The 21,698-nt window shown below is 74.1% G+C and carries 15 protein-coding genes; 11 read left to right on the top strand and 4 right to left on the bottom strand.

The window, feature by feature from the left end:
• Positions 1 to 7: 7 nt before the first annotated feature.
• From HHL19_RS08115 to moeZ, 3 genes are all read left to right on the top strand, one after another.
• Positions 8 to 979, top strand: coding sequence for an NAD-dependent epimerase/dehydratase family protein (locus tag HHL19_RS08115; protein WP_169087105.1), 972 nt, complete (start codon positions 8 to 10; stop codon positions 977 to 979).
• On the top strand, positions 967 to 1,716 hold the full coding sequence (locus HHL19_RS08110; RefSeq protein WP_169087103.1) for a spherulation-specific family 4 protein: 750 nt from the start codon (positions 967 to 969) through the stop codon (positions 1,714 to 1,716). The genes HHL19_RS08115 and HHL19_RS08110 overlap by 13 nt, the downstream gene beginning before the upstream one ends.
• A gap of 63 nt (positions 1,717 to 1,779) precedes the next feature.
• On the top strand, positions 1,780 to 2,958 hold the full coding sequence (moeZ, locus tag HHL19_RS08105; RefSeq protein ID WP_169087101.1) for an adenylyltransferase/sulfurtransferase MoeZ: 1,179 nt from the start codon (positions 1,780 to 1,782) through the stop codon (positions 2,956 to 2,958).
• Between the two features lie 84 nt (positions 2,959 to 3,042).
• Here the strand turns inward: moeZ and HHL19_RS08100 are convergent, their stop codons facing one another.
• Entirely contained in the window at positions 3,043 to 4,524 is a 1,482-nt protein-coding gene (locus tag HHL19_RS08100) for an alpha/beta hydrolase (protein WP_169087099.1), read from the bottom strand.
• A 58-nt stretch (positions 4,525 to 4,582) separates the two neighbouring features.
• The gene (locus tag HHL19_RS08095; protein WP_169087097.1) at positions 4,583 to 6,157 is read right to left on the bottom strand and encodes an alpha/beta hydrolase; all 1,575 of its coding nucleotides are present in this window, start codon (positions 6,155 to 6,157) and stop codon (positions 4,583 to 4,585) included.
• A gap of 35 nt (positions 6,158 to 6,192) precedes the next feature.
• On the opposite strand from HHL19_RS08095, the gene HHL19_RS08090 reads away from it, so the two are divergent.
• The gene (locus HHL19_RS08090; protein WP_169087096.1) at positions 6,193 to 6,489 is read left to right on the top strand and encodes a hypothetical protein; all 297 of its coding nucleotides are present in this window, start codon (positions 6,193 to 6,195) and stop codon (positions 6,487 to 6,489) included.
• A 10-nt stretch (positions 6,490 to 6,499) separates the two neighbouring features.
• Here the strand turns inward: HHL19_RS08090 and HHL19_RS08085 are convergent, their stop codons facing one another.
• Positions 6,500 to 9,145 carry a lysylphosphatidylglycerol synthase domain-containing protein gene (locus HHL19_RS08085; RefSeq protein WP_240981474.1) on the bottom strand — a complete coding sequence of 882 codons (2,646 nt, stop codon included), beginning with the start codon at positions 9,143 to 9,145 and terminating at the stop codon, positions 6,500 to 6,502.
• Between the two features lie 176 nt (positions 9,146 to 9,321).
• On the opposite strand from HHL19_RS08085, the gene HHL19_RS08080 reads away from it, so the two are divergent.
• From HHL19_RS08080 to nudC, 7 genes are all read left to right on the top strand, one after another.
• Positions 9,322 to 9,696: an MGMT family protein gene (locus HHL19_RS08080; RefSeq protein ID WP_169087092.1), complete on the top strand. Its 375-nt coding sequence runs from the start codon at positions 9,322 to 9,324 to the stop codon at positions 9,694 to 9,696.
• A gap of 353 nt (positions 9,697 to 10,049) precedes the next feature.
• Positions 10,050 to 13,433 carry an ATP-dependent DNA helicase gene (locus tag HHL19_RS08075; RefSeq protein ID WP_169087090.1) on the top strand — a complete coding sequence of 1,128 codons (3,384 nt, stop codon included), beginning with the start codon at positions 10,050 to 10,052 and terminating at the stop codon, positions 13,431 to 13,433.
• A gap of 160 nt (positions 13,434 to 13,593) precedes the next feature.
• A complete protein-coding gene (locus HHL19_RS08070; RefSeq protein ID WP_169087089.1) occupies positions 13,594 to 14,370 on the top strand; it encodes a hypothetical protein in 777 nt (258 codons plus the stop codon).
• Between the two features lie 77 nt (positions 14,371 to 14,447).
• Positions 14,448 to 15,260 (top strand): hypothetical protein, encoded by an 813-nt coding sequence (locus tag HHL19_RS08065; RefSeq protein ID WP_169087087.1) that lies wholly within the window; start codon positions 14,448 to 14,450, stop codon positions 15,258 to 15,260.
• Positions 15,261 to 15,333: 73 nt separating this feature from the next.
• Positions 15,334 to 18,819: an ATP-dependent DNA helicase gene (locus HHL19_RS08060; RefSeq protein ID WP_169087085.1), complete on the top strand. Its 3,486-nt coding sequence runs from the start codon at positions 15,334 to 15,336 to the stop codon at positions 18,817 to 18,819.
• A 10-nt stretch (positions 18,820 to 18,829) separates the two neighbouring features.
• Positions 18,830 to 20,296 (top strand): dipeptidase, encoded by a 1,467-nt coding sequence (locus HHL19_RS08055; RefSeq protein WP_169087083.1) that lies wholly within the window; start codon positions 18,830 to 18,832, stop codon positions 20,294 to 20,296.
• A 9-nt stretch (positions 20,297 to 20,305) separates the two neighbouring features.
• A complete protein-coding gene (nudC, locus tag HHL19_RS08050; RefSeq protein WP_169087081.1) occupies positions 20,306 to 21,253 on the top strand; it encodes an NAD(+) diphosphatase in 948 nt (315 codons plus the stop codon).
• 63 nt (positions 21,254 to 21,316) lie between these two features.
• Here nudC and HHL19_RS08045 read toward each other — a convergent pair whose 3' ends face one another.
• Entirely contained in the window at positions 21,317 to 21,571 is a 255-nt protein-coding gene (locus HHL19_RS08045) for a mycoredoxin (RefSeq protein WP_169087079.1), read from the bottom strand.
• Positions 21,572 to 21,698: the final 127 nt, after the last annotated feature.

Here is a 21,698-nt window from a genome sequence, read left to right as displayed (position 1 = left end):
CCGCACGATGAGGGTGCTACTGCTCGGAGCCAACGGCTTCATCGGCCGCTTCGTCGCCGACCGGCTGCTCGCCGACCCGGCGGTCCACCTCACCGCCCTCGGCCGCGGCGACGACGCCGACGTCCGCTTCGACCTCGCCACCGGCAGCCCCGGCGCCCTCACCCGCTTCCTGGACGCCGTCCACCCCGGCGTGGTCGTCAACTGCGCCGGCGCCACCCGAGGCGGCGCCCGCGACCTCACCCGGCACAACACCGTCGCCGTCGCCACCGTCTGCGAGGCCCTGCGCCGCAGCGGCTGCGGCGCCCGGCTCGTCCAGGTCGGCTGCGCCTCCGAGTACGGGCCCAGCCAGCCCGGCTCCTCCACCGCCGAGGACGCCGTGCCGCGCCCGGGAGGCCCGTACGGCGTCTCCAAGCTCGCCGCCACCGAACTCGTCCTCGGCTCCGGCCTCGACGCCGTCGTCCTGCGGGTCTTCTCGCCCGTCGGCCCCGGCACCCCGGCCGGCTCCCCGCTCGGCCGGCTCGCCGAGGCCATGCGCCGCGCCATGCAGGCCGGCGACGGCGAGCTCAAGCTCAGCGGACTCGGCGTGCAGCGGGACTTCGTGGACGTCCGGGACGTGGCCCGCGCCGTGCACGCCGCCTCCCTCTCCGCCGCCCAGGGCGTCGTCAACATCGGTACCGGCCGGGCCGTCCGGCTCCGGGACGCCGCCGCCGTCCTCGCCCGGGTCGCCGGCTACGCGGGCAACCTCCACGAGGTCGACGCCCCGCACGGCATCCCGCAGCGGCCCGTCATCGGCGCCCCGCGCACCGAGGCGACCATCGCCGAACAGCTGGCCGCCGCCCCCTTCCCGTACCCCGACGGCTGCGGCCCCTGGCAGCAGGCCGACGTCCGCACCGCCCGCGACCGGCTCGGCTGGCGCCCCCGCATCAACCTGGAGGAGTCGCTCGCCGACATCTGGATGGAGGCGGCGTGTCGCATCTGACGCGCACCGGCACCGCGGCCGGCACCGTCCGGACGCTCGGCATCGGCGCCCCCGGCTACGCCCACCCGCTGCTCGCCCCCGTCGAATGGGCCGAACTGACCCGCCCCGGCACGCCCGTGCACTGGGCGGTGCTCAACGTCGCCGACGGCCCCGGCACCCGCCCCGACCCGCACTGCCTGGAGACCGCCGGACGGCTGCGGCACGCGCGCGTGAGGGTGCTCGGGCACCTGGACCTGGCACACGGCTCGCGCCCCTTCGGGGAGCTGGTCTCGCAGGCCCAGCGCCACCTCGACTGGTACCGCGTCGGCGGCTTCTATCTGGACCGCTGTCCCACGGACCGGACGGACCTGCCCGGAGTGAGGAGGGTCACCTCGACCCTCTCGGCGCTCCTCGGCGGCGACGCCCACCTCGTCCTCGGCCAGGGCGGCCACCCGCACCCCGGCTACGCGGAGGCGGCGGACCAGCTGGTCACCTTCTCCGGGTCCTGGACGGACTACCGCTGGTCGCAGGTGGCCGAGTGGACCGCGGACCACCCGGAGGGGAAGTTCGCCCACTTCGTCCACGGGGTGCCGCGCACCCACCTCGACGAGGCGCTGCGGATCGCCCGCTGGCAGGGCGCCGGCACGATCTTCTTCACCGACCGCGTCGCCGTCCCGGGACAAAGCGCACCATTTCACTCGCTGCCCGGCTACTGGGACGAAATCGTCTCGCGTATCGGACCGGGTGTCTCGGAATGAGGAGGGGCGTGGCAGTGTTACGGGGAGAACAACCGTACTGACATACCGACCAACGGAGTCCCCGTGTCGCTGCCACCCCTGGTCGAGCCGGCTGCCGAGCTCACCGTAGACGAGGTCCGCAGGTACTCCCGCCACCTGATCATCCCCGACGTGGGGATGGACGGGCAGAAGCGGCTGAAGAACGCCAAGGTGCTGGCCGTCGGCGCCGGCGGCCTCGGCTCGCCGGCCCTCATGTACCTGGCCGCGGCCGGTGTCGGAACGCTCGGCATCGTGGAGTTCGACGAGGTCGACGAGTCGAACCTCCAGCGCCAGATCATCCACAGCCAGGCCGACATCGGCCGCTCCAAGGCGGAGTCGGCGCGCGACAGCGTGCTCGGCATCAACCCGTACGTGAATGTGGTCCTGCACGAGGAGCGGCTCGAAGCCGACAACGTGATGGACATCTTCAGCCAGTACGACCTGATCGTCGACGGCACCGACAACTTCGCCACCCGCTACCTGGTGAACGACGCCTGCGTGCTGCTGAACAAGCCGTACGTCTGGGGCTCGATCTACCGCTTCGACGGCCAGGCGTCCGTCTTCTGGTCCGAGCACGGTCCCTGCTACCGCTGCCTCTACCCGGAGCCCCCGCCGCCGGGCATGGTCCCCTCCTGCGCCGAGGGCGGCGTCCTGGGCGTGCTCTGCGCGTCCATCGGCTCCATCCAGGTCAACGAGGCCATCAAGCTCCTCGCCGGCATCGGCGAGCCGCTGGTCGGCCGCCTGATGATCTACGACGCCCTGGAGATGCAGTACCGCCAGGTGAAGGTCCGCAAGGACCCGAACTGCGCGGTCTGCGGCGAGAAGCCGACCGTCACCGAGCTCATCGACTACGAGGCCTTCTGCGGCGTCGTGTCCGAGGAGGCCCAGGAGGCGGCGCTCGGCTCGACGATCACTCCGAAGCAGCTCAAGGAGTGGATCGACGAGGGCGAGAACATCGACATCATCGACGTCCGCGAGCCGAACGAGTACGAGATCGTCTCGATCCCCGGCGCCCGCCTGATTCCGAAGAACGAGTTCCTGATGGGCAGCGCCCTCCAGGACCTCCCGCAGGACAGGAAGATCGTCCTGCACTGCAAGACGGGTGTCCGCAGTGCGGAGGTCCTCGCCGTGCTCAAGTCCGCGGGCTTCGCGGACGCCGTGCACGTCGGCGGCGGCGTGATCGGCTGGGTCCACCAGATCGAGCCCGAGAAGCCCGTCTACTGAGGACGGCGTAGAGGACGGCGTATCAGTCGGTACGACGAGAGGCCCCGGACCGCGTGTCGGTCCGGGGCCTCTCGCGCGCCCGCACTAGCCGCAGGTCGTGCCGAACGCGGGCACCTTCCCGTCCAGCAGGTACGCGTCGACCGTCCGCGTCACGCACGGCGAGGTGCCGTACGCGCCGTGCCCCTCGCCCTTGTTGGTGACCAGGATCCCGACGCCCTCGCCCAGTTCCTCCGCCATCCGCTCCGCGCCCTCGTACGGGGTCGCCGGGTCGCCCGTCGTGCCCACCACGAGCACCGGGTCCGCGCCCGGGGCGGACGCCGCCGGCGTCCTCGCCTCGCCCTTCACCGGCCAGCCGGCGCACCAGCCGGCCGTGTCCCAGGCGAGGAAGGCGCCGAAGACGGGGGAGAGCCGGCGGAACTCCGGCAGCAGCGCCTTCGCCCGGGCGGCCGTCGGACGCTCGCTGGAGTCGGCGCAGGAGATCGCCCGCTGGGAGTGCGACCCGGTGGCGTAACGTCCCTGCTCGTCCCGGTCGTTGTAGGCGTCCGCGAGCCGCAGCAGCCCGCCGCCGTCACCGGCCTCGGCCGCCCCCAGGGCTTCGGTGAGCAGCGGCCAGCTGGACTCCGCGTAGAGGGTGACCGCGATGCCGGTGGTCGCGAGGCCCTCGGTGAGCAGCCGGTCGCCGACCTTGAGGGGCCGCCGGTCGAGCGCGGCGAGCAGGGTGGTGATCCGCGCGGTGCCGGCCTCGGGGGTCTGTCCGGTGGACTTCAGGTAGTTGTCGAGGGCCCGCTGGAAGCCGACGGTCTGGTGCCGGGCGTGGCCCGCGGCGTCGGCGGTCGGGTCGACCACCGCGTCCAGGACCAGCCGGCCGACCTTGCGGGGGAAGAGGTGGGCGTAGGTGCCGCCGAGCTGGGTGCCGTACGAGATGCCGAAGTAGTGCAGCTTCTCGTCGCCGAGGGCCTGCCGGATCAGGTCCAGGTCGCGGGCGGTGGCCGAGGTGGTGGTGTACGGGATGACCGTGCCGGAGCGGCGGGCGCAGCCGGCGCCGAAGGCGGCGGCGTCCTTCAGGTAGGCGGCCTCCTCGGCGGGCGTGTCCGGGGTGGAGTCGACGGTGGCCTCGGCGGCGGCCTGCTCGGCGTCGTCGCGGCAGACGACCCCGGAGCTGCGGCCCACCCCGCGCGGGTCGAAGCCCACCAGGTCGTACCGCTCGCCCAGGGAGGCGTACTCCCCGGACAGCTGCGGCAGCATCTCGACCCCGGAGGCGCCGGGTCCGCCGAAGTTGAAGAGCAGCGACCCGATCCGCTTCTTCCGGTCGGTCGCCTCCTTGCGGATCAGCGCGACGCCGAGGGTGGCCCCGGCCGGCTTCGCGTGGTCCAGCGGGACCCGCGCGGTGGCGCAGCGCCACTCGGCGCCGGCGCCGTCGCAGGGCTTCCAGTCGAGGCCCCGGGAGGCGGGGGAGGAGGCGGGTCCGGCGTCGGAGGTGGGCGCGGGCGTGCTCGTACAGCCGGCGAGCAGGAGTCCGCCGACGGCGAGGGCCGTCAGACGCCTGCGCAGGGACCGCGTGGACAAGGAGGACCCCCCGGGGTTCGGGCCGAGACTGGCCGCAATCCTAGGGGCCCGGTCGTGGCTACTTGCAGACGGTGCCCGAGGCGGGGACCTTGCCGTCGAGGAGGTAGCCGTCGACCGCCTTCTTCACGCAGGCGCTGCCGCCGTTGTACGCGCCGTGCCCCTCGCCCTCGTACGTCAGCTCCACGCCGACGCCCTTGCCGAGGGCCTGGACCATGGCGCGGGCGCCCTCGTACGGGGTCGCGGGGTCGCCGGTGTTCCCGACCACCAGGATCGGCGCGGAGCCGGGCGCGGACACGTCCGGGTGCTCCCAGGTGCCCGGCACCGGCCACTGCGAGCAGCCGGAGAGGGCCCAGCCCATGAAATCGCCGAAGACGGGGGAGGCCTCGCGGAACTGCGGGAGGCGCTCCTTGGCCTGGCCGAGGGTGTAGCGCTCCTTGAAGTCGACGCAGTTGATGGCGGCGTTGGCGGCCTGGATGTTGCTGTAACTGCCGTTCTCGCCGCGGCCGTTCATCGAGTCGGAGAGGGCGAGGAGGAGGGCGCCGTCGCCGCCGTCCGCGGCCTCCAGGCCCTGCTCCAGATAGGGCCAGAACTCCTTCGAGTACAGCGACTGGGCGATGCCGTTGGTGGCCTGGGTCTGCGTCAGCTTCCGGCTGCCGATGCCGGCGATCGGCTTCTTGTCGAGCGCGGTGAGGAGATCGGTGACGCCCTCCTCGACCTCGGCGACCGTCGAGCCCGGCAGGGCGCAGTCGTCGCCCCGGTCGACGCAGTCCTGCGCGAAGTTGTCCAGCGCCAGCTGGAAGCCCTTCGCCTGGCCGAGGGCGCCCTCCTCGACGCCCGCGTCCGGGTCCACGACCGCGTCGAAGACGGCCCGGCCGACGCGCTCGGGGAAGAGGTGGGCGTAGACGCCGCCGAGCTCCGTGCCGTACGAGATGCCGAAGTAGTGCAGCTGGTCGTCGCCGAGGACCTGGCGCAGGAGGTCCATGTCGCGGGCCGCGCTCTCCGTGCCGACGTGCGGGAGGACCGGGCCGGCGTCGGCCTCGCAGCCGGCGGCGTACTTCTTCTGCGCGTCGGACAGGGTCCGCTCCTCGGCCTGGTCGTCCGGGGTGAAGTCGAGGGCGTAGTACGCGTCCAGTTCCTTGTCCGTGGCGCACTCCACGGGCTCGCTGCGGCCGACGCCGCGCGGGTCGAAGGAGACCAGGTCGTAGCGGGAGCGGAGGGACTCGTAGTCGTTCGCGAAGCCCGGCAGGCCGGTGACGCCGGAGCCGCCGGGTCCGCCGAAGTTGAAGACGAGGGAGCCGATGCGGCGGGCGTTGTCCCTGGCCCGCGCGCGGATCAGGGCCAGCTCGATCGTCTCGCCCTCCGGCTGGGACCAGTCCAGCGGGGTGCGCAGGAAGGCGCACTCCCAGGGGGTGCCGCCGGGCAGCGGGGACGGGGCCTGGCCGCCGCCCTCCGCCGGGGACGGCGGCGGGCAGGTGTCCCATTCGAGCTGCTGGCCCGTGAGGGAGGAGAGGCCGCCGGTGTCGGTGGGGCGGGCCGGGGTGGCCTCGTCGCCGTCGTCCGAGCAGCCGGTCAGGCAGAGGAGGGTGGTGGCGGTGAGGAGGGCGGCGGCGCGCCGGGCGGCGGAGATCGGCATGCTCCCATGCTCCGGTGCGGGGCCCGGCCGCGCCCGTGACGCACCCCCAAGCGGGTGTCACCGGGCGGGTTCCGCCGGATCGCGCCGCGAGCCCGGCACGATCCGGCGGAGGCGGCCCGGGGCCCGTCCGGCGGATCACGGCCGGGGCCGCGCCCCTGATCCGCCGGACAGGCCCCGGTTCACGGCGGCGCGGTGCCGAGGGCCTCGCCCCCGCGCTCGCCTGCCTGCTGTACTTCGCCGGCGCCGGCGCCGTCGAGGTCGGCTGCTCGCTGCTGCTCCTGGGCTTCCTCGTCGGCTTCCTCGCCGGTTTCCTCGTCGGCCTCCACGGCTGACGGTGTGCGGTCAGAGCGCTTCCCGCTTCGTCAGCCAGTTGAAGCAGAGCCAGCCCGGCAGGACCGGCAGCCACAGGGTCAGCAGACGGTAGAGGAGGACCGCCGGGGTGGCGACCTCGATGGTCAGGCCCACCGCGACCAGACCGCCGATGAGCGCGCCCTCGACCGCGCCGACACCGCCGGGCGTCGGGGCCGCCGAGCCGATCGCGTTGCCCGCGAGGAAGACCACGGCCACGCTCGCGTAGCTGATCGACGCGCTGCCGTGCCCGAAGGCGCGGATCGAGGCGTCCAGACAGAAGACGAAGGTGCCGGTGATCAGCAGCATCCCGCCGATGCCCGTCGCCAGCTTCAGCGGCCGCTGGAGCACGTCCAGCATGCGCGGCACCACGCCAGCGAAGAGCGAGCGCAGCCGGGTCGAGACGAACTTCCGCATGAACGGGATCGCCGTCACCACCAGGACGAGCACCGCGACCGTCAGCAGACCCGCGATGACCGTCCTCGACGGGCTGAACGACTGCGACTTCTCGGTGCCCGTCAGATAGCCGAAGGAGAGCAGCAGCAGGATGTGCGCCCCGAGCCCGAAGAGCTGCGAGGCGCCGACGCTCGCCACCGCGAGCCCCGGGCGCACGCCCGCGCGCTGCAGGAAGCGGGTGTTGAGGGCGACACCGCCGACCGCCGCCGGGGCGACGATCTTCACGAACGAGCCGGCGATCTGCGCCACCACCGTCCGCCAGAAGCCGACCCGCTCCGGCACGAAACCGAGCAGGCTCATCGCCGCCGCCACATAGCTGAGCGCGGAGAAGACCACGGCCGCCGCCACCCACCGCCAGTCCGCCTCGCTGATCGTGGACAGCGGCGTCCGGCTGATCTGCGACAGCAGGAAGTACGCGCCCACCGCGCCCGCGATCAGCGAGATCAGCGTCCGCGGCTTGATCCGCTCGAGGCGGACCGGCTCCACCGGCGCCTGCGGCCGGATCAGCAGCACCTGCCGGCGGATCTGGGCGAGCAGGTCCTCCTCGCGGGCCTCGTCCAGGGCGTCGTCGAGCGCCCGCTTCTCCGCCTTCTTGTCCGCCCGCTTCTCGGCCTTCTCGGCCTTGGGGTCGGCGCCCGGCGCCGGCAGCCCCGCGTGGGCGGTCGTCTTCGCCCGCTCCCGCTCCCTCTTCGCCTCCTCGGAGGCGGCCAGGACCGCGTCCCGCTCCCGCTGCGAGCGCTCCCGCGCCAGCTTCCGCAGGGTCGCGCGGGTCGAGCGGCTCAGCGCGATCGGCTGCAGCAGCGGCAGACAGTCCGCCACCGCGTCCGGACCGAGCACCTGCACGGCCGCCGCCACCGTCCGCTCCGCCCCGACCCGAAGCCCCAGGGTCGTCAGGAACTGGGCGATGTCCATCCGCAGCACCAGATCGCCGGCCGCGATCTCGCCGCCGCGCAGATCCGTCAGGAACACCCGGCCGGAACGATCCACCAGGATCGCGTCCCCCGACAGCCTGCGGTGCGCGATCCGGCGCGACTGCAGCGCCTTCACCTGCCGCCAGGCGCTGCGCACCAGCTCGTCGGTGATCTCGTCGTCGTCCAGCGAGTCCAGGCTCCGCCCGCCGATGTGCTCGTACACGAGCATCACCGCGTCCGGGCCCAGCTCGGAGGTGGCGATCAGCTTCGGCGCGTTCGCGCCCGCCGCGATCGCCGCGTACGCGAGGAGCGCCTCCTGCTCCAGGGCCTGCCGGAGGGAGACGATCGAACGGCGGGTGGTCATCGTCCGCAGGGTGATCCGCCGCCACAGCCGGTAGAAGAAGCCGTGCGCCTGCTGCTCCCGGTCGACGACCGTGACGTCCAGCGGCGGCCCGGCCTCCAGGGTCACCAGGTACCGGCGGCCCCGGTCCCCGCTCTCCGCGGTCTCCGGCACCTCCTCCGCGCGCAGCGCCGTCACCGGCCGGAAGCCGACCCGGCGCAGGCCCGCGAGGAGGGTCTGGCCGGTCGGCCTGACGTTCGGCGAGCCGACCGCGTACAGGGTGCCGTAGGCCACCGTCCAGCCGATGAGGACGGTGAGGATGATCGAGAAGGCGGTGGTGTAGCCGGCCACGAGCATGGTGAAGGCGTCGAGCAGCAGCACCGCCCAGAGCGAGAACCGCCAGCGCGGTCTTCGGGCCATCCCGACGGCCGTCATGTACGCGATGACCGGCGCGAGGTAGTTGTGCACCGGGTCGGTCAGCCCGCCGCCGCCCGCCGGCTGGGTCAGCGCGTCCTGGATGGTGTCCGGCGCGGCCTTCGCCACCCACAGGTCGATCGCCAGGGTGACGCCGTGCGCGAGCACCGCGGCGAGCACGCCGTCCGCGATCCGCAGCCCGTCCCGTTTCACCAGCCGTTCGATGGCGAACGCCACCGGCAGGACGAGGATCGCGATCGACGACACCAGACCGGCGATCCTGACGAAGACGTCGGAGGCGCCGACCGCCCCCTTGTTGATGTCCTGCTCCAGGCCGGACGTGGTGCCGTGGGCGAAGGCGGCGATGGCGAGGACGACGGCGATGGCGAGCGTCCCGGCGAGCAGGCGCATCAGGTCGGAGGGCCGGTGGACACGCGCGGCGAGCAGTGGCTCGTCGCCGGAGACCCGCTCGGGCATGTCGGGCCGAGCCTCACCTGGAGGCTGTGTGTCCTGACCCATCACCATGTCCGTCTCTGCGTGTACTGCTGCTTGCGTCTGTCGCTGTCGATCGCGAAGTCGATCTCTTGTCACCGGTCACCGCCCGGACGATGGTGGCACGAAGAGCAGCCCGGGGGAGGCATCAGGGCCATGTCGGTGGGGTGAGGCAGGATGGGGCGGTGAGGCTGGAGGGACCCGTGGGACGGACCGGAGCGAGCGGAGCGGAAGACTCCGGAGCGGCGGGCGAGCTGCCCCCGTACGCGGAGGCGGTGCTCGACGTCGCCGACCGCATCCCGCCGGGGCGGGTGATGACCTACGGCGACGTCGCCGAATGGCTCGGTGAGGGCGGCCCCCGCCAGGTGGGCCGCGTGATGGCCCTCTACGGCGGCTCCGCCCCTTGGTGGCGCGTCGTCCGCGCGGACGGCACCCTGCTCCCCGGGCACGAGCTGCGGGCCCTCGGCCACTACCGCGACGAGGGCACCCCGCTGCGCGAGCGCGGCCCGGCCGCCGGGGACCACGTACCGAGGATCGACATGCGCCGGGCCCGGTGGGACGGCACCGAAGCGGAATGACCCGCGCCGCGAGCGGCGCGGGGAACGGTGCCACGCGCGCGTGCGGGATCTCACACCCGCGAGTACCTCCCTGGTGGCGCCGGGAACCCGGGCCGTCCGGTCCTGGAGACCGGGGCCCGCGACCGCCCGGGATCGCGTAACGTCGACGGGCACGCCGCCCGCGGCGACCGGTTCGACCGATCCGACGGCTTCCACCGATCCGACGGATCCGGCGGACCGGGCCGGGGTGTGGACAGGTGTACGAGACCCGGCACGCGCGCGTACGCGAGCCCGGCTCCGGACCCCTCCCCGCACCTCCGCCGTCACCGGCACCGCCCGCACCACATCACCACCGACCAGGACCGGCCCACCACGTGAGTTCCTCCTCCACCACCCGGCCGACGCCGCCGCACCGGGGACAGCCGTACCCGGGCGCGGGCAGGCAGCGGACCCCCGGCGCGTACCGGCTGGTGCGCTCGGCGCCGGCCCCGGTGGATCCCCCTCAGCTGGACGCAGCCCAGCGGGCGGTGGTTGAGCACGACCGGGGACCGCTCCTCGTCCTCGCCGGACCCGGCACCGGGAAGACGACGACGCTGGTGGAGGCCGTCGCGACCCGCATGGAACGCGGCACCGACCCCGAGCGGATCCTCGTCCTCACCTTCAGCCGCAAGGCCGCCGTCGAACTCCGCGACCGCATGGCCACCCGGCTCGGCGGCCGCCGCCCGCCCCAGGCCACCACCTTCCACTCGTACTGCTACGCCCTCATCCGCGCCCACCAGGACGCCGAACTCTTCGCCGAACCCCTCCGGCTCCTCTCGGGACCCGAGCAGGACCTCGCCGTCCGCGAACTCCTCGCCGGCCAGATCGACCTCGAACGGACCGGGACCGGCGGCGTCCGCTGGCCCGACGAACTCCGCGCCTGCCTCACCACCCGAGGCTTCGCCGACGAGGTCCGCGCCGTCCTCGCCCGCTCCCGCGAACTCGGCCTCGGCCCCGACGCCCTGCGCCGCTTCGCCGAACGCGTCGGCCGCCCCGACTGGAAGGCCGCCGCCGGCTTCCTCGCCGAGTACCTCGACGTCCTCGACCTCCAGGGCGTCCTCGACTACACCGAGCTCGTCCACCGGGCCGTCCTCCTCGCCGAACGGATCACCCTCCCCGCGTACGACGCCGTCTACGTCGACGAGTACCAGGACACCGACCCCGCCCAGGTCCGGCTCCTCACCGCGCTCACCGGCGGCGGCCGCAACACCGTCGTCGCCTTCGGCGACCCCGACCAGTCCATCTACGCCTTCCGCGGCGCCGACGTGAACGGCATCCTCGACTTCCCCGCCGCCTTCGGCGGAGCCCCCGTCCGCGTCCTCGGCACCTCCCGCCGGGCCGGCGCCGGCCTCCTCGCCGCCACCCGCCAGCTCACCCGGCGCATGCCGCTGACCCGGCTGCCCGCGGCCGCCGTCCGCGCCCACCGCGAGCTGTCGCCGGTACGCGACGGAGGCCGGGCCGAGGCGTACACGTACCCCACCGCCTCCGCCGAGTCCGAGAACATCGCCGACCTGCTGCGCCGCGCCCACCTGGAGGACGGCGTCCCCTGGCACGACATGGCCGTCCTCACCCGCGCCGCCGCCCCCCTCACCTCTCTCCGCCGAGCCCTCACCTCAGCCGGAATCCCCGTGGAAACGGACACGGCCGATACCCCGCTGCGCCACGAACCGGCGGTGGCACCGCTGCTGCTGGCGCTGAGGGCGGTAGCGACCCAGGTTGTGGGCAGGCGTTCCGCTGGGGGTCCCCCCTGGACGAAGTCCTTGGGGGAGGAACGGGTGGGCACAACCGACCACGGCGCCGAACCGGCCCCCGAGCCCGAACCCGCACCGGCGTCCGAACCCGAGCCCTGGCTCCCGGTCGAGACGGCGCTCGAACTCCTGGCCTCACCACTGGGCGGCGTCGACCCCGCAGACCTGCGGAGACTGGGCCGCGCCCTCAGAGAAGAGCACCGCGCCGCAGGCGACCGCCTCCCGCCCCCCTCCGACGTCCTCCTCACCCGCGCCCTCGCCGAACCCGAGCGCCTCGCCGCCCACGATCCCGCCCACACCCGAGGCGCGCTCCGCCTCGGCCGCCTCCTCCAGGAGGCCCGTACCCTCCTCGCCGGCGGCGGCACCGCCGAGGAGGTCCTCTGGCTGCTCTGGAACGGCACCCCCTGGCCCGCCCGGCTGGAGCGCGCCGCCCTCCGCGGCGGCCCGGCCGGCCGCAACGCCGACCGCGACCTCGACGCCGTCTGCGCCCTCTTCGAGACCGCCGCCCGCGCCGAGGAACGGCTCGGCGGCCGCGGCGTCCTCAACTTCCTGGAGGAGCTCGACGCCCAGGACATCGCCGCCGACACCCTGACCCGCCGCCACACCCGCCCGGACGCCGTCCGGCTGATGACCGCCCACCGCTCCAAGGGCCTGGAGTGGGGCCTCGTCGTCGTCGCCGGCGTCCAGGAGGGCCTCTGGCCCGACCTGCGCCGCCGCGGCTCCCTCCTCGAAGCCGACCGCATCGGGCGGGACGGCCTCGCCGAACCCCTCACCGCGGGCGCCCTCCTCGCCGAGGAGCGCCGCCTCTTCTACGTGGCCGCCACCCGCGCCCGCGAACGGCTCGTCGTCACCGCCGTGAAGGCCCCGGCCGAGGACGGCGACCAGCCCTCCCGCTTCCTCGCCGAGCTGGGCACCGAGCCGAAGGAGGTGCCCGGCCGCCCGCGCCGCCCGCTCGCCGTCTCCGCGCTCGTCGCCGAGCTGCGCGCCACCACCGTCGACCCGGAGGCCTCGCCCGCGCTCCGCGACGCCGCCGCCCGCCGCCTCGCCACCCTCGCCGCCCTCAGCGACGAGGAGGGGCAGCCGATGGTCCCGGCCGCCCACCCGGACCGCTGGTGGGGGCTGTACGAGCCCACCCGCGGCGAGGTGCCGCTGCGCGACCGGGACCGGCCCGTCGCGCTCTCCCCGAGCGCCCTGGAGAACCTCGCCGCCACCTGCTCCCTCCAGTGGTTCCTGGGCCGCGAGGTGAAGGCTGCCGAACCCGCCTCCGCGGCGCAGGGCTTCGGCAACGTCGTCCACGTCCTCGCCGACGAGGTCGCCTCCGGCCGCACCCCCGCCGACCTCGACGTCCTCATGGCCCGCCTCGACACCGTGTGGGACGCCCTCGCCTTCGATGCCCCCTGGAAGTCCGCGCAGGAGAAGGAGCACGCGCGCGTGGCGCTCGAACGCTTCCTGCGCTGGCACGTGATGGACCGCGGCGGCCGCACCCCCGCCGCCTCCGAGCACGGCTTCGACGTCACCCTGGACGCGGGCGCGTACCAGGTCCGCATCCGCGGCTCCATGGACCGCGTCGAGACGGACGCGGAGGGCCGGGCGTACGTCGTCGACTTCAAGACCGGCAAGTCCGCGCCCACCCGGGACGAGGTCGCCCACCACCCGCAGCTCGCCGTCTACCAGCTCGCCGTCCGCGAGGGCGCCCTGGACGACGTCCTCGACGGCCGCCGCCCCGAACCCGGCGGCGCCGAACTCGTCCAGCTGCGCCAGGCCGCCCCCAAGAAGGAGGGGGGCGACGCCCTGCCCAAGGTGCAGGCCCAGCGGCCGCCGGACGGCGAGTGGGTCGGCGAACTGCTCGCCACCGCCGCGGGCAGGGTCCTCGACGAGCGCTTCACCCCGACCGCCGGACAGCACTGCGCGAACTGCTCCTTCCGCGCCGCCTGCAGCGCCCGACCGGAAGGCCGCCAGGTCGTCGACTGAGCGGCAGTGACCGGAGTCACATTTCCGTCCGTGCATCCTTTGGCGACCCCGGCTTGTCTCTGTGTGGGCGGCACCCCATAAGGTCGCCGTCAAGAAAAGCTGTGAATCTTCGCTTTCGAACACGCCGAAAGCACCACCAAGCACGCTGAGGAGTACGCGCATGAGGGCCAACCGGAAGCTCTGGGCCACCGCGGCGATCTGTCTTTCCGTCGTCGCCGGTGTCACCGGCTGCGGCAAGGGCGACGACAAGGCCGCCGACCCCTTCGCGGGCCTCTCCGCCGACGACATCGCCAAGAAGGCCGTCGAGACGACCAAGGCCGCCACCTCCGTCCACATGAAGGGCGAGGGCAAGGACGACGGCAAGGACATGAAGCTCGACTTCTCCGTCGACGACAAGGGCACCTGCCAGGGCTCCATGTCCATGGCCGAGGGCGGCAAGGCCGAGGTCATGCGCACCGGCGGCTTCACCTACATGAAGGGCGACGACGCCTTCTACAAGGGCACCGCCGGCGAGGACGGCTCCTCGGCCGAGGAGGCCGGCGCCATCGCCACCCTCCTCAACGGCCGCTGGATGAAGCTCCCCGCCAAGGACGCCGACTCCAACGACCTGGGCGAGTTCTGCGACCTGAAGACGATCTTCGCCGACATGGACAAGGAGACCGAGACCACCGGTCTCACCCGCGAGGCCGACGCCGACGTCGACGGCACCGCCACCGTCGTCCTCAAGAGCAAGGCCGACAAGAAGGGCGAGACCACCACGCTGTACGTGGCCAAGGACTCCGCCAAGCCGTACATCCTCCGCTCCGTCACCGCCGGCGGCGACGAGCCCGGCACGGTCACCCTCAGCGACTACGACAAGCCGCTGAACGTCACCGCCCCGCCGGCCGACCAGGTCATGGACATGGAGGCGCTGATGAAGGCCGGCGCCGGCAGCTGACCCTCCGGCACCGAGTAGCGGCCACGCGCGCGTGGGGCGACCCTGGTGACAGGGTCCGGGGGGACGAGGAGGCTCGTATGCGGTCCCAGTCCGGCCACCGGAAGCTCCGCGCCGCGGCCGTCGTGTGCGCCGTCGCCGCCGTCGCGGTCCCCGCGCCGGCGGCGGCCTTGGCGGCGACGGCCCCAGGGGCCCCCGCCCCGGCCGCCGCGGCCCCGACCCCCGATCCCTTCGACGGGCTCACGCCCGCCGAGATCGCCGACCGGGCCGTCGACGCCACCCGCTCCGCCGACTCCCTGCGCATGACCGGACAGGTCGTGTCCGAAGAACAGGACCTCGACGTCGACTTCTCCGTCGACGACCAGGGCTCCTGCCAGGGCCGCATCGGCGTCGACGAGGGCGACGCCGAACTCCGCCGGCTCGACGGCGTCACCTACATGAAGGGCGACGAGGCCTTCTGGCGGATCTCCATGACCGCCCAGGGAGTCCCCGAGAACCAGATCGCCCCGGTCATCGAACTCGTCAAGGGCCGCTGGCTCAAGATCGCCCCCGGCCAGGCCGGCAGCGCCGACCTCGGCGAGATCTGCGACCTCGACTCGCTCCTCGACGACCTCGGCAAGGACCGGGACGGCCGCTCCGGCCTCACCCGCGGCCCCGACCGCGAGATCGACGGCACCCCCGTCGCGACCCTCGTGGAGAAGGAGTCCGGCGAGACCACCACGGTCTCCGTCGCCCAGGAGGGCAAGCCGTACATCCGCCAGGTCGTCAGGACCGGCGGCGACGAACCCGGCTCGATGACCCTCTCCGAGTTCGACCGCCCGGTGAAGGTCACCGCCCCGCCCGCCGACGAGACCGTCGACCTCTCCCGCCTCGACCCCGGCACCGCCGCCTGACGCTGCGCAGAGAATCCGCAGGTGGGAGCCGTACCGGACGGGAATGTCCGAGCGCCCGGTTAGCCTCTTCAAGGTGACCGCACGCATCACCGACCCCGAGCAGCTCAACGAGCTCCTCGGCATTCCCTTCACCCCGGAGCAGACGGCCTGCATCACCGCGCCGCCCGCCCCGCAGGTCATCGTGGCCGGAGCCGGCTCCGGCAAGACCACGGTGATGGCGGCCCGGGTCGTGTGGCTGGTCGGCACCGGGCAGGTCGCCCCCGAGCAGGTCCTCGGCCTCACCTTCACCAACAAGGCCGCCGGCGAACTCGCCGAGCGCGTCCGCACCGCGCTCGTCCGCGCCGGCGTCACCGACCCCGACCCGGTCGACCCCGACAACCCTCCCGGCGAGCCCCGCATCTCCACGTACCACGCCTTCGCCGGGCAGCTCCTCACCGACCACGGCCTGCGCATCGGCCTCGAACCGACCTCCCGGCTCCTCGCCGACGCCACCCGCTACCAGCTCGCCGCGCGCGTGCTCCGCGAGGCCCCCGGCCCGTACCCCGCGCTCACCAAGTCCTTCCCGACCCTCGTCGAGAACCTCCTCGCGCTCGACGCCGAACTGGCCGAGCACCTCGTCGAGCCCGCCGAGCTCCTCGCGTACGACACCGAGCTCCTCACCGCCCTCGCCGAGGCCAGGCTCACCAACGACGACCTGCGCAAGCTCCCCGAGACGGCCACCGCCCGCCGCGAGCTCACCGGACTCGTCACCCGCTACCGGGCCGCCAAGCGCTCCCGCGACCTCCTCGACTTCGGCGACCAGATCGCCCTCTCCGCGCGCCTCGCCACCACCCGCCCCGAGGTCGGCGCGATCCTCCGCGACGAGTACCGGGTCGTCCTCCTCGACGAGTACCAGGACACCTCCGTCGCCCAGCGGCTCCTCCTCTCCGGCCTCTTCGGCCAGGGCACCGGCCACCCCGTCACCGCCGTCGGCGACCCCTGCCAGGCCATCTACGGCTGGCGCGGCGCCTCCGTCGCCAACCTCGACGACTTCCCCGACCACTTCCCGCACGCCGACGGCACCCCCGCGCACCGCCAGTCCCTCTCCGAGAACCGGCGCAGCGGCGGCCGCCTCCTCGACCTCGCCAACGGCCTCGCGACCCCGCTGCGCGCGATGCACGCGGGCGTGGAGGCGCTGCGCCCCGCGCCCGGCGCCGAGGCCGACGGCACCGTCCGCATCGCCCTCCTCCCCACCCACACGGAGGAGCTCGACTGGCTCGCCGACTCCCTCGCCCATCTCGTCCGCACCGGCCGCGAGCCCGGCTCCATGGCCGTCCTGTGCCGCACCGCCGGCGACTTCCCCGCCATCCAGGCGGCGCTCGTCGCCCGCGGCGTCCCCGTCGAGGTCGTCGGGCTCTCCGGCCTCCTCCACCTCCCCGAGGTCGCCGACCTCGTCGCCGTCTGCGAGGTCCTCCAGGACCCCGGGGCCAACGCCTCCCTGGTCCGTCTCCTCACCGGCCCCCGCTGGCGCATCGGCCCCCGCGACCTCGCCCTCCTCGGCCGCCGCGCCCGCCTCCTCGTCCACCACGGCGGCACGGACCCCGACCCGGGGCAGCGGCTCGCCGCCGCCGTCGAGGGCGTCGACCCCGCCGAGGTGACCTCCCTCGCCGACGCCCTCGACACCTTCCTCGACTCCGGCGGCCACCCCGGCGACGGCCTGCCGTTCTCCGCCGAGGCCCGGGTCCGCTTCGCGCACCTCGCCGCCGAGCTGCGCTCCCTGCGCGCCTCCCTCGCCGACCCCCTGATGGACGTCCTCCACCGGGTCCTGAACGTCACCGGCCTGGAGGTCGAACTCTCCGCCTCCCCGCACGCCCTCGCCGCCCGCCGCCGCGAGACCCTCGGCAACTTCCTGGACGTCGCCGCCGGCTTCGCCTCCCTCGACGGCGAGGCCAGCCTCCTCGCCTTCCTCGGCTTCCTGCGCACCGCCGTCCAGTTCGAGAAGGGCCTCGACAACGCCCTGCCGGGCGGCGAGAACACCGTGAAGGTCCTCACCGCCCACAAGTCGAAGGGCCTGGAGTGGGACGTCGTCGCCGTCCCCGGCCTGGTCGCCGGCCAGTTCCCGTCCGCACGCGCGCGTGAGTCCTGGACCTCCCAGCCCCAGGTCCTCCCGCACGCCCTGCGCGGCGACGCGGCGACCCTCCCGGACCTCGACACCTGGGACGCCGCCGCCATGAAGTCCTTCAAGGCCGCGATGACGGACCACCAGCACACCGAGGAACTCCGCCTCGGCTACGTCACCTTCACCCGCCCCCGCACCCTCCTCCTCGCCTCCGCCCACTGGTGGGGCCCCTCCCAGAAGAAGCCCCGGGGCCCCTCCGCCTTCATACAGGCCCTGTACGACCACTGCGAGCAGGGCCACGGCGACATCGAGGCATGGGCGGAAGCCCCGGAGAAGGACGAGGAGAACCCCCTCCTGGCGGAGGCCACCGGCGACCTCCCCTGGCCCCTCCCGCTCGACGAGGAGGCCCTGGCCCGGCGCAGGCGGGCGGCGGAGCACGTCAGGGCCGCCCTCCGGGCGCTTCCCTCGCAGGACGGCCGCGTCACCCGGCCGAGCCCCGCCCCGGCCCTCCCGGACCGGCCCGCCGAGGGCCTCTGGCTCCCCGGCGACCTCGCGGAGGAGCCCCCGTACGAGCCCGGGGGCGCCGCGTACGACGAGCCCCCGTCCGACGAGCCCTCGTACGACGAGCCTCCGTACGAGCCGGAGGAGGCTCCGTACGACGAGCCCCCGGGCACCCCGGCCCCGCACGGCGAGCCCGGGCACCGCGCCGTCCCGGCCGACGCGATCCCGCACCCCCGGGAGCACGGGCTCACTCCGGAGGAGGCCCGCACCATCGCCTCCTGGGACAAGGACCTCACCGCCCTCACCGCGGAGCTGCACCGCACGCGCGCCACCACCCGGGACGTCCTCCTCCCCGCCTACCTCTCCGCCTCCCAGGTGATCCGCCTCGCCGAGGATCCGGACGCCTTCGCCCGGGAGCTGGCCAGGCCCATGCCCCAGCGCCCGCAGCCCGCGGCCCGCCGCGGCACCCGCTTCCACGCGTGGGTGGAGTCCCGCTTCGAGGAGCTGCCGCTGCCCTTCCTCGCCCCGGACGAGCTCCCCGGCGGCGAGGACTTCGCGGGCGAGCCGGAGATCGCCGACGAGCGGGACCTGGAGGAGCTCAAGGAGGCCTTCGCGCGCACCCCGTACGCGCACCGCACCCCGTACCGCGTGGAGGTCCCCGTCCACCTCACGCTGGCGGGCCGGGTGGTCCGGGGCCGGATCGACGCCGTCTACCGGGACCCGGACTCGGGGGCGTACGAGATCGTCGACTGGAAGACCAGTCACCACCGCACCGCCGACCCCCTCCAGCTGGCGCTGTACCGGCTCGCCTGGGCCGAGCAGCACGGCCTGGACCCGGAGGAGGTGGCCGCCGCCTTCGTCTACGTACGGACGGGCGAGGTGGCCCGGCCGGCCCGGCTGCCCGGGCGGGCCGACCTGGAGGCGATCCTGCTGGGCGGGGCACCCTCCGGCGCCGGATAGGCTCGTGGCCATGAGCGAGACCCCGGACAGCGCCGTCCACCCCGTACGTGCCTACATCGAGCGGCACCGCGCCGCCTTCCTCGGCGACCTCGCCGAGTGGCTGCGGATCCCGTCCGTGTCGGCGCAGCCGGAGCACGCCGGGGACGTGCGGCACAGCGCAGACTGGCTGGCCCGCGCCCTGAAGGACACGGGGTTCGCCACGGTCGAGGTGTGGGAGACGGACGGGGCCCCGGCGGTGTTCGCCGAGTGGCCGTCCGCCGACCCGGACGCGCCGACGGTCCTGGTCTACGGCCACCACGACGTGCAGCCCGCGGCCCGCGAGGACGGCTGGGACACCGACCCCTTCGAGCCGACGGTCGTCGACGGGCGGATGTACGCGCGCGGGGCGTCCGACGACAAGGGCCAGGTGTTCTTCCACACGCTCGGCGTCCGCGCCCACCTCGCCGCCACCGGCCGCACGACGCCCGCCGTGAACCTGAAGCTGCTCGTCGAGGGCGAGGAGGAGTCCGGCTCGCCGCACTTCCGGGCGCTCGTCGAGGCGTACGCGGACCGGCTCGTCGCCGACGCCGTGATCGTCTCCGACACCGGCATGTGGTCCGAGACCACGCCCACCGTCTGCACGGGCATGCGCGGGGTCGCCGACTGCGAGATCGACCTGTACGGCCCCGGCCAGGACATCCACTCCGGTTCCTTCGGCGGCGCCGTACCCAATCCGGCGACCGTCGCCGGCCGGATCGTCGCCGCCCTCCACGACGCCGGCGAGCGGGTCGCGATCCCCGGCTTCTACGACGGGGTGGCCGAGCTCACCGAGGCCGAGCGGCGGCTCGTCGCCGAGCTGCCCTTCGACGAGGCCGCGTGGCTGCGCACCGCCAGGTCGGGCGCCACCCTCGGCGAGGCCGGGTACTCGACCCTGGAGCGCGTCTGGGCCCGCCCGACGGCGGAGGTCAACGGCATCGGCGGCGGCTACCAGGGTCCCGGCGGCAAGACGATCGTGCCCGCCTCCGCCCACCTCAAGCTGTCCTTCCGGCTGGTCGCCGGGCAGGACCCGGACCGCATCGAGACGCTGGTACGGGAGTGGCTGGCCGGACTCGTGCCCGCCGGGATCCGGTACGACATCGCCTTCGGCGCCCCGACCCGCCCCTGCCTCACCCCGCTCGGCCACCCGGCCCTGACGGCGGTGGTCGGGGCGATGAGCAGGGCCTTCGACGGGGCCACCGTCCGCTACACGCGCGAGGGCGGCTCGGGACCGGCCGCCGACCTCCAGGACGTCCTGGACGCGCCCGTGCTCTTCCTGGGCATCTCGGTCCCGTCCGACGGCTGGCACGCGCCGAACGAGAAGGTCGAGCTCGACCTCCTCATGAAGGGCGTCGAGGCGACCGCGTACCTGTGGGGCGACCTCCCGGCCGCGCTGCGGGCCGGCGGGCGCCGGGACGCGGAGGCCGGAGCCGTAATGACCGACACCGAACCGGGGGAGTAGGAAACACCTGTGGACACCCTGAGCAACGCGTTCGCGGACCACCCGATCTCGCTCACCGCCCCGAGCGGGATCGACCGCGCCGCCCACCACCGCCTCGACGAGGCGTGGCTGGCGGCCGCCTGGAGCCACCCGACCACCCGTGTCTTCGTGGTCTCCGGCGGGCAGGTGCTGATCGACGACCGGCCCGACGGCACCACCGAGCTGGTGATGACCCCGGCGTTCGAGGCGCCGATGACGGAGACGCACCGCTACTTCCTCGGCACCGACGCCGACGGGGTGTCCTACTTCGCGCTCCAGAAGGACTCGCTGCCCGGCCGCATGGACCAGTCGGCGCGCCCGGCGGGCCTGCGCGAGGCCGGTCTGCTGCTGTCGCCGCGCGACGCGGGCCTGATGACGCACGCGGTGGCCCTGGAGAACTGGCAGCGCCTGCACCGCTTCTGCTCCCGCTGCGGCGACCGCACGGTGATCGCGGCCGCGGGGCACATCCGCCGCTGTCCGACCTGCGGCGCCGAGCACTACCCGCGGACCGACCCGGCCGTGATCATGCTGGTCACCGACGACCAGGACCGGGCGCTCCTCGGCCGCCAGGTGCACTGGCCGGAGGGCCGCTTCTCCACGCTCGCCGGTTTCGTCGAGCCGGGCGAGGCGATCGAGGCGGCGGTGGTCCGGGAGGTCTTCGAGGAGGCCGGCGTCACCGTCGGCGAGGTCTCCTACGTGGCCAGCCAGCCGTGGCCGTTCCCGTCCAGCCTGATGCTCGGCTTCTTCGCCCGCGCCACCTCCCCGGAGATCGAGGTCGACGGCGAGGAGATCCACGAGGCCCGCTGGTTCTCCCGCGAGGACCTGGAGGCCGGCTTCGCCTCGGGCGAGGTCCTCCCGCCGTACGGCATCTCGATCGCCTCCCGCCTCATCGAGCTCTGGTACGGCAAGCCCCTGCCGAAGCCCGGCGACGTCGTCTAGGACGCGCGAAGGGCCCCCGTTCCCTCGGAACGGGGGCCCTTCGCGCGTCCGCGGAGGCGTGCCTCAGACGGCCAGCGCCTGCTTGACCTGGGCCAGGGACGGGTTCGTCATGACCGCCTCGGCGCCGGAGGGGGCGACGACCAGGACCGTCGGGACGGTCTGGTTGCCGCCGTTGGCCTGCTCGACGAAGGCGGCCGAGGCGGGGTCCTGCTCGATGTTGATCTCGTTGTACGCGATGCCCTCGCGGTCCAGCTGGCTCTTCAGCCGGCGGCAGTAGCCGCACCACTCGGTGCTGTACATCGTCACGGTGCCCTGCATGGCCAGGCGCTCCTCTGGGGTCGGGGATCGGGGGTCGGTGCCGAAGGAAGAACGTACGCCACCGGCCCGGCCATTCCCGCCCGCCGGGTGAGCTGTGCCGCTTCCCGCACACCCGGTCGGGACGATC

The sequence above is a fragment of the Streptomyces sp. R302 genome (genome assembly GCF_012927245.1).
In the GTDB taxonomy this organism is placed as follows: Bacteria; Actinomycetota; Actinomycetes; order Streptomycetales; family Streptomycetaceae; genus Streptomyces.
This window is presented reverse-complemented; position numbering and strand designations above follow the sequence as displayed.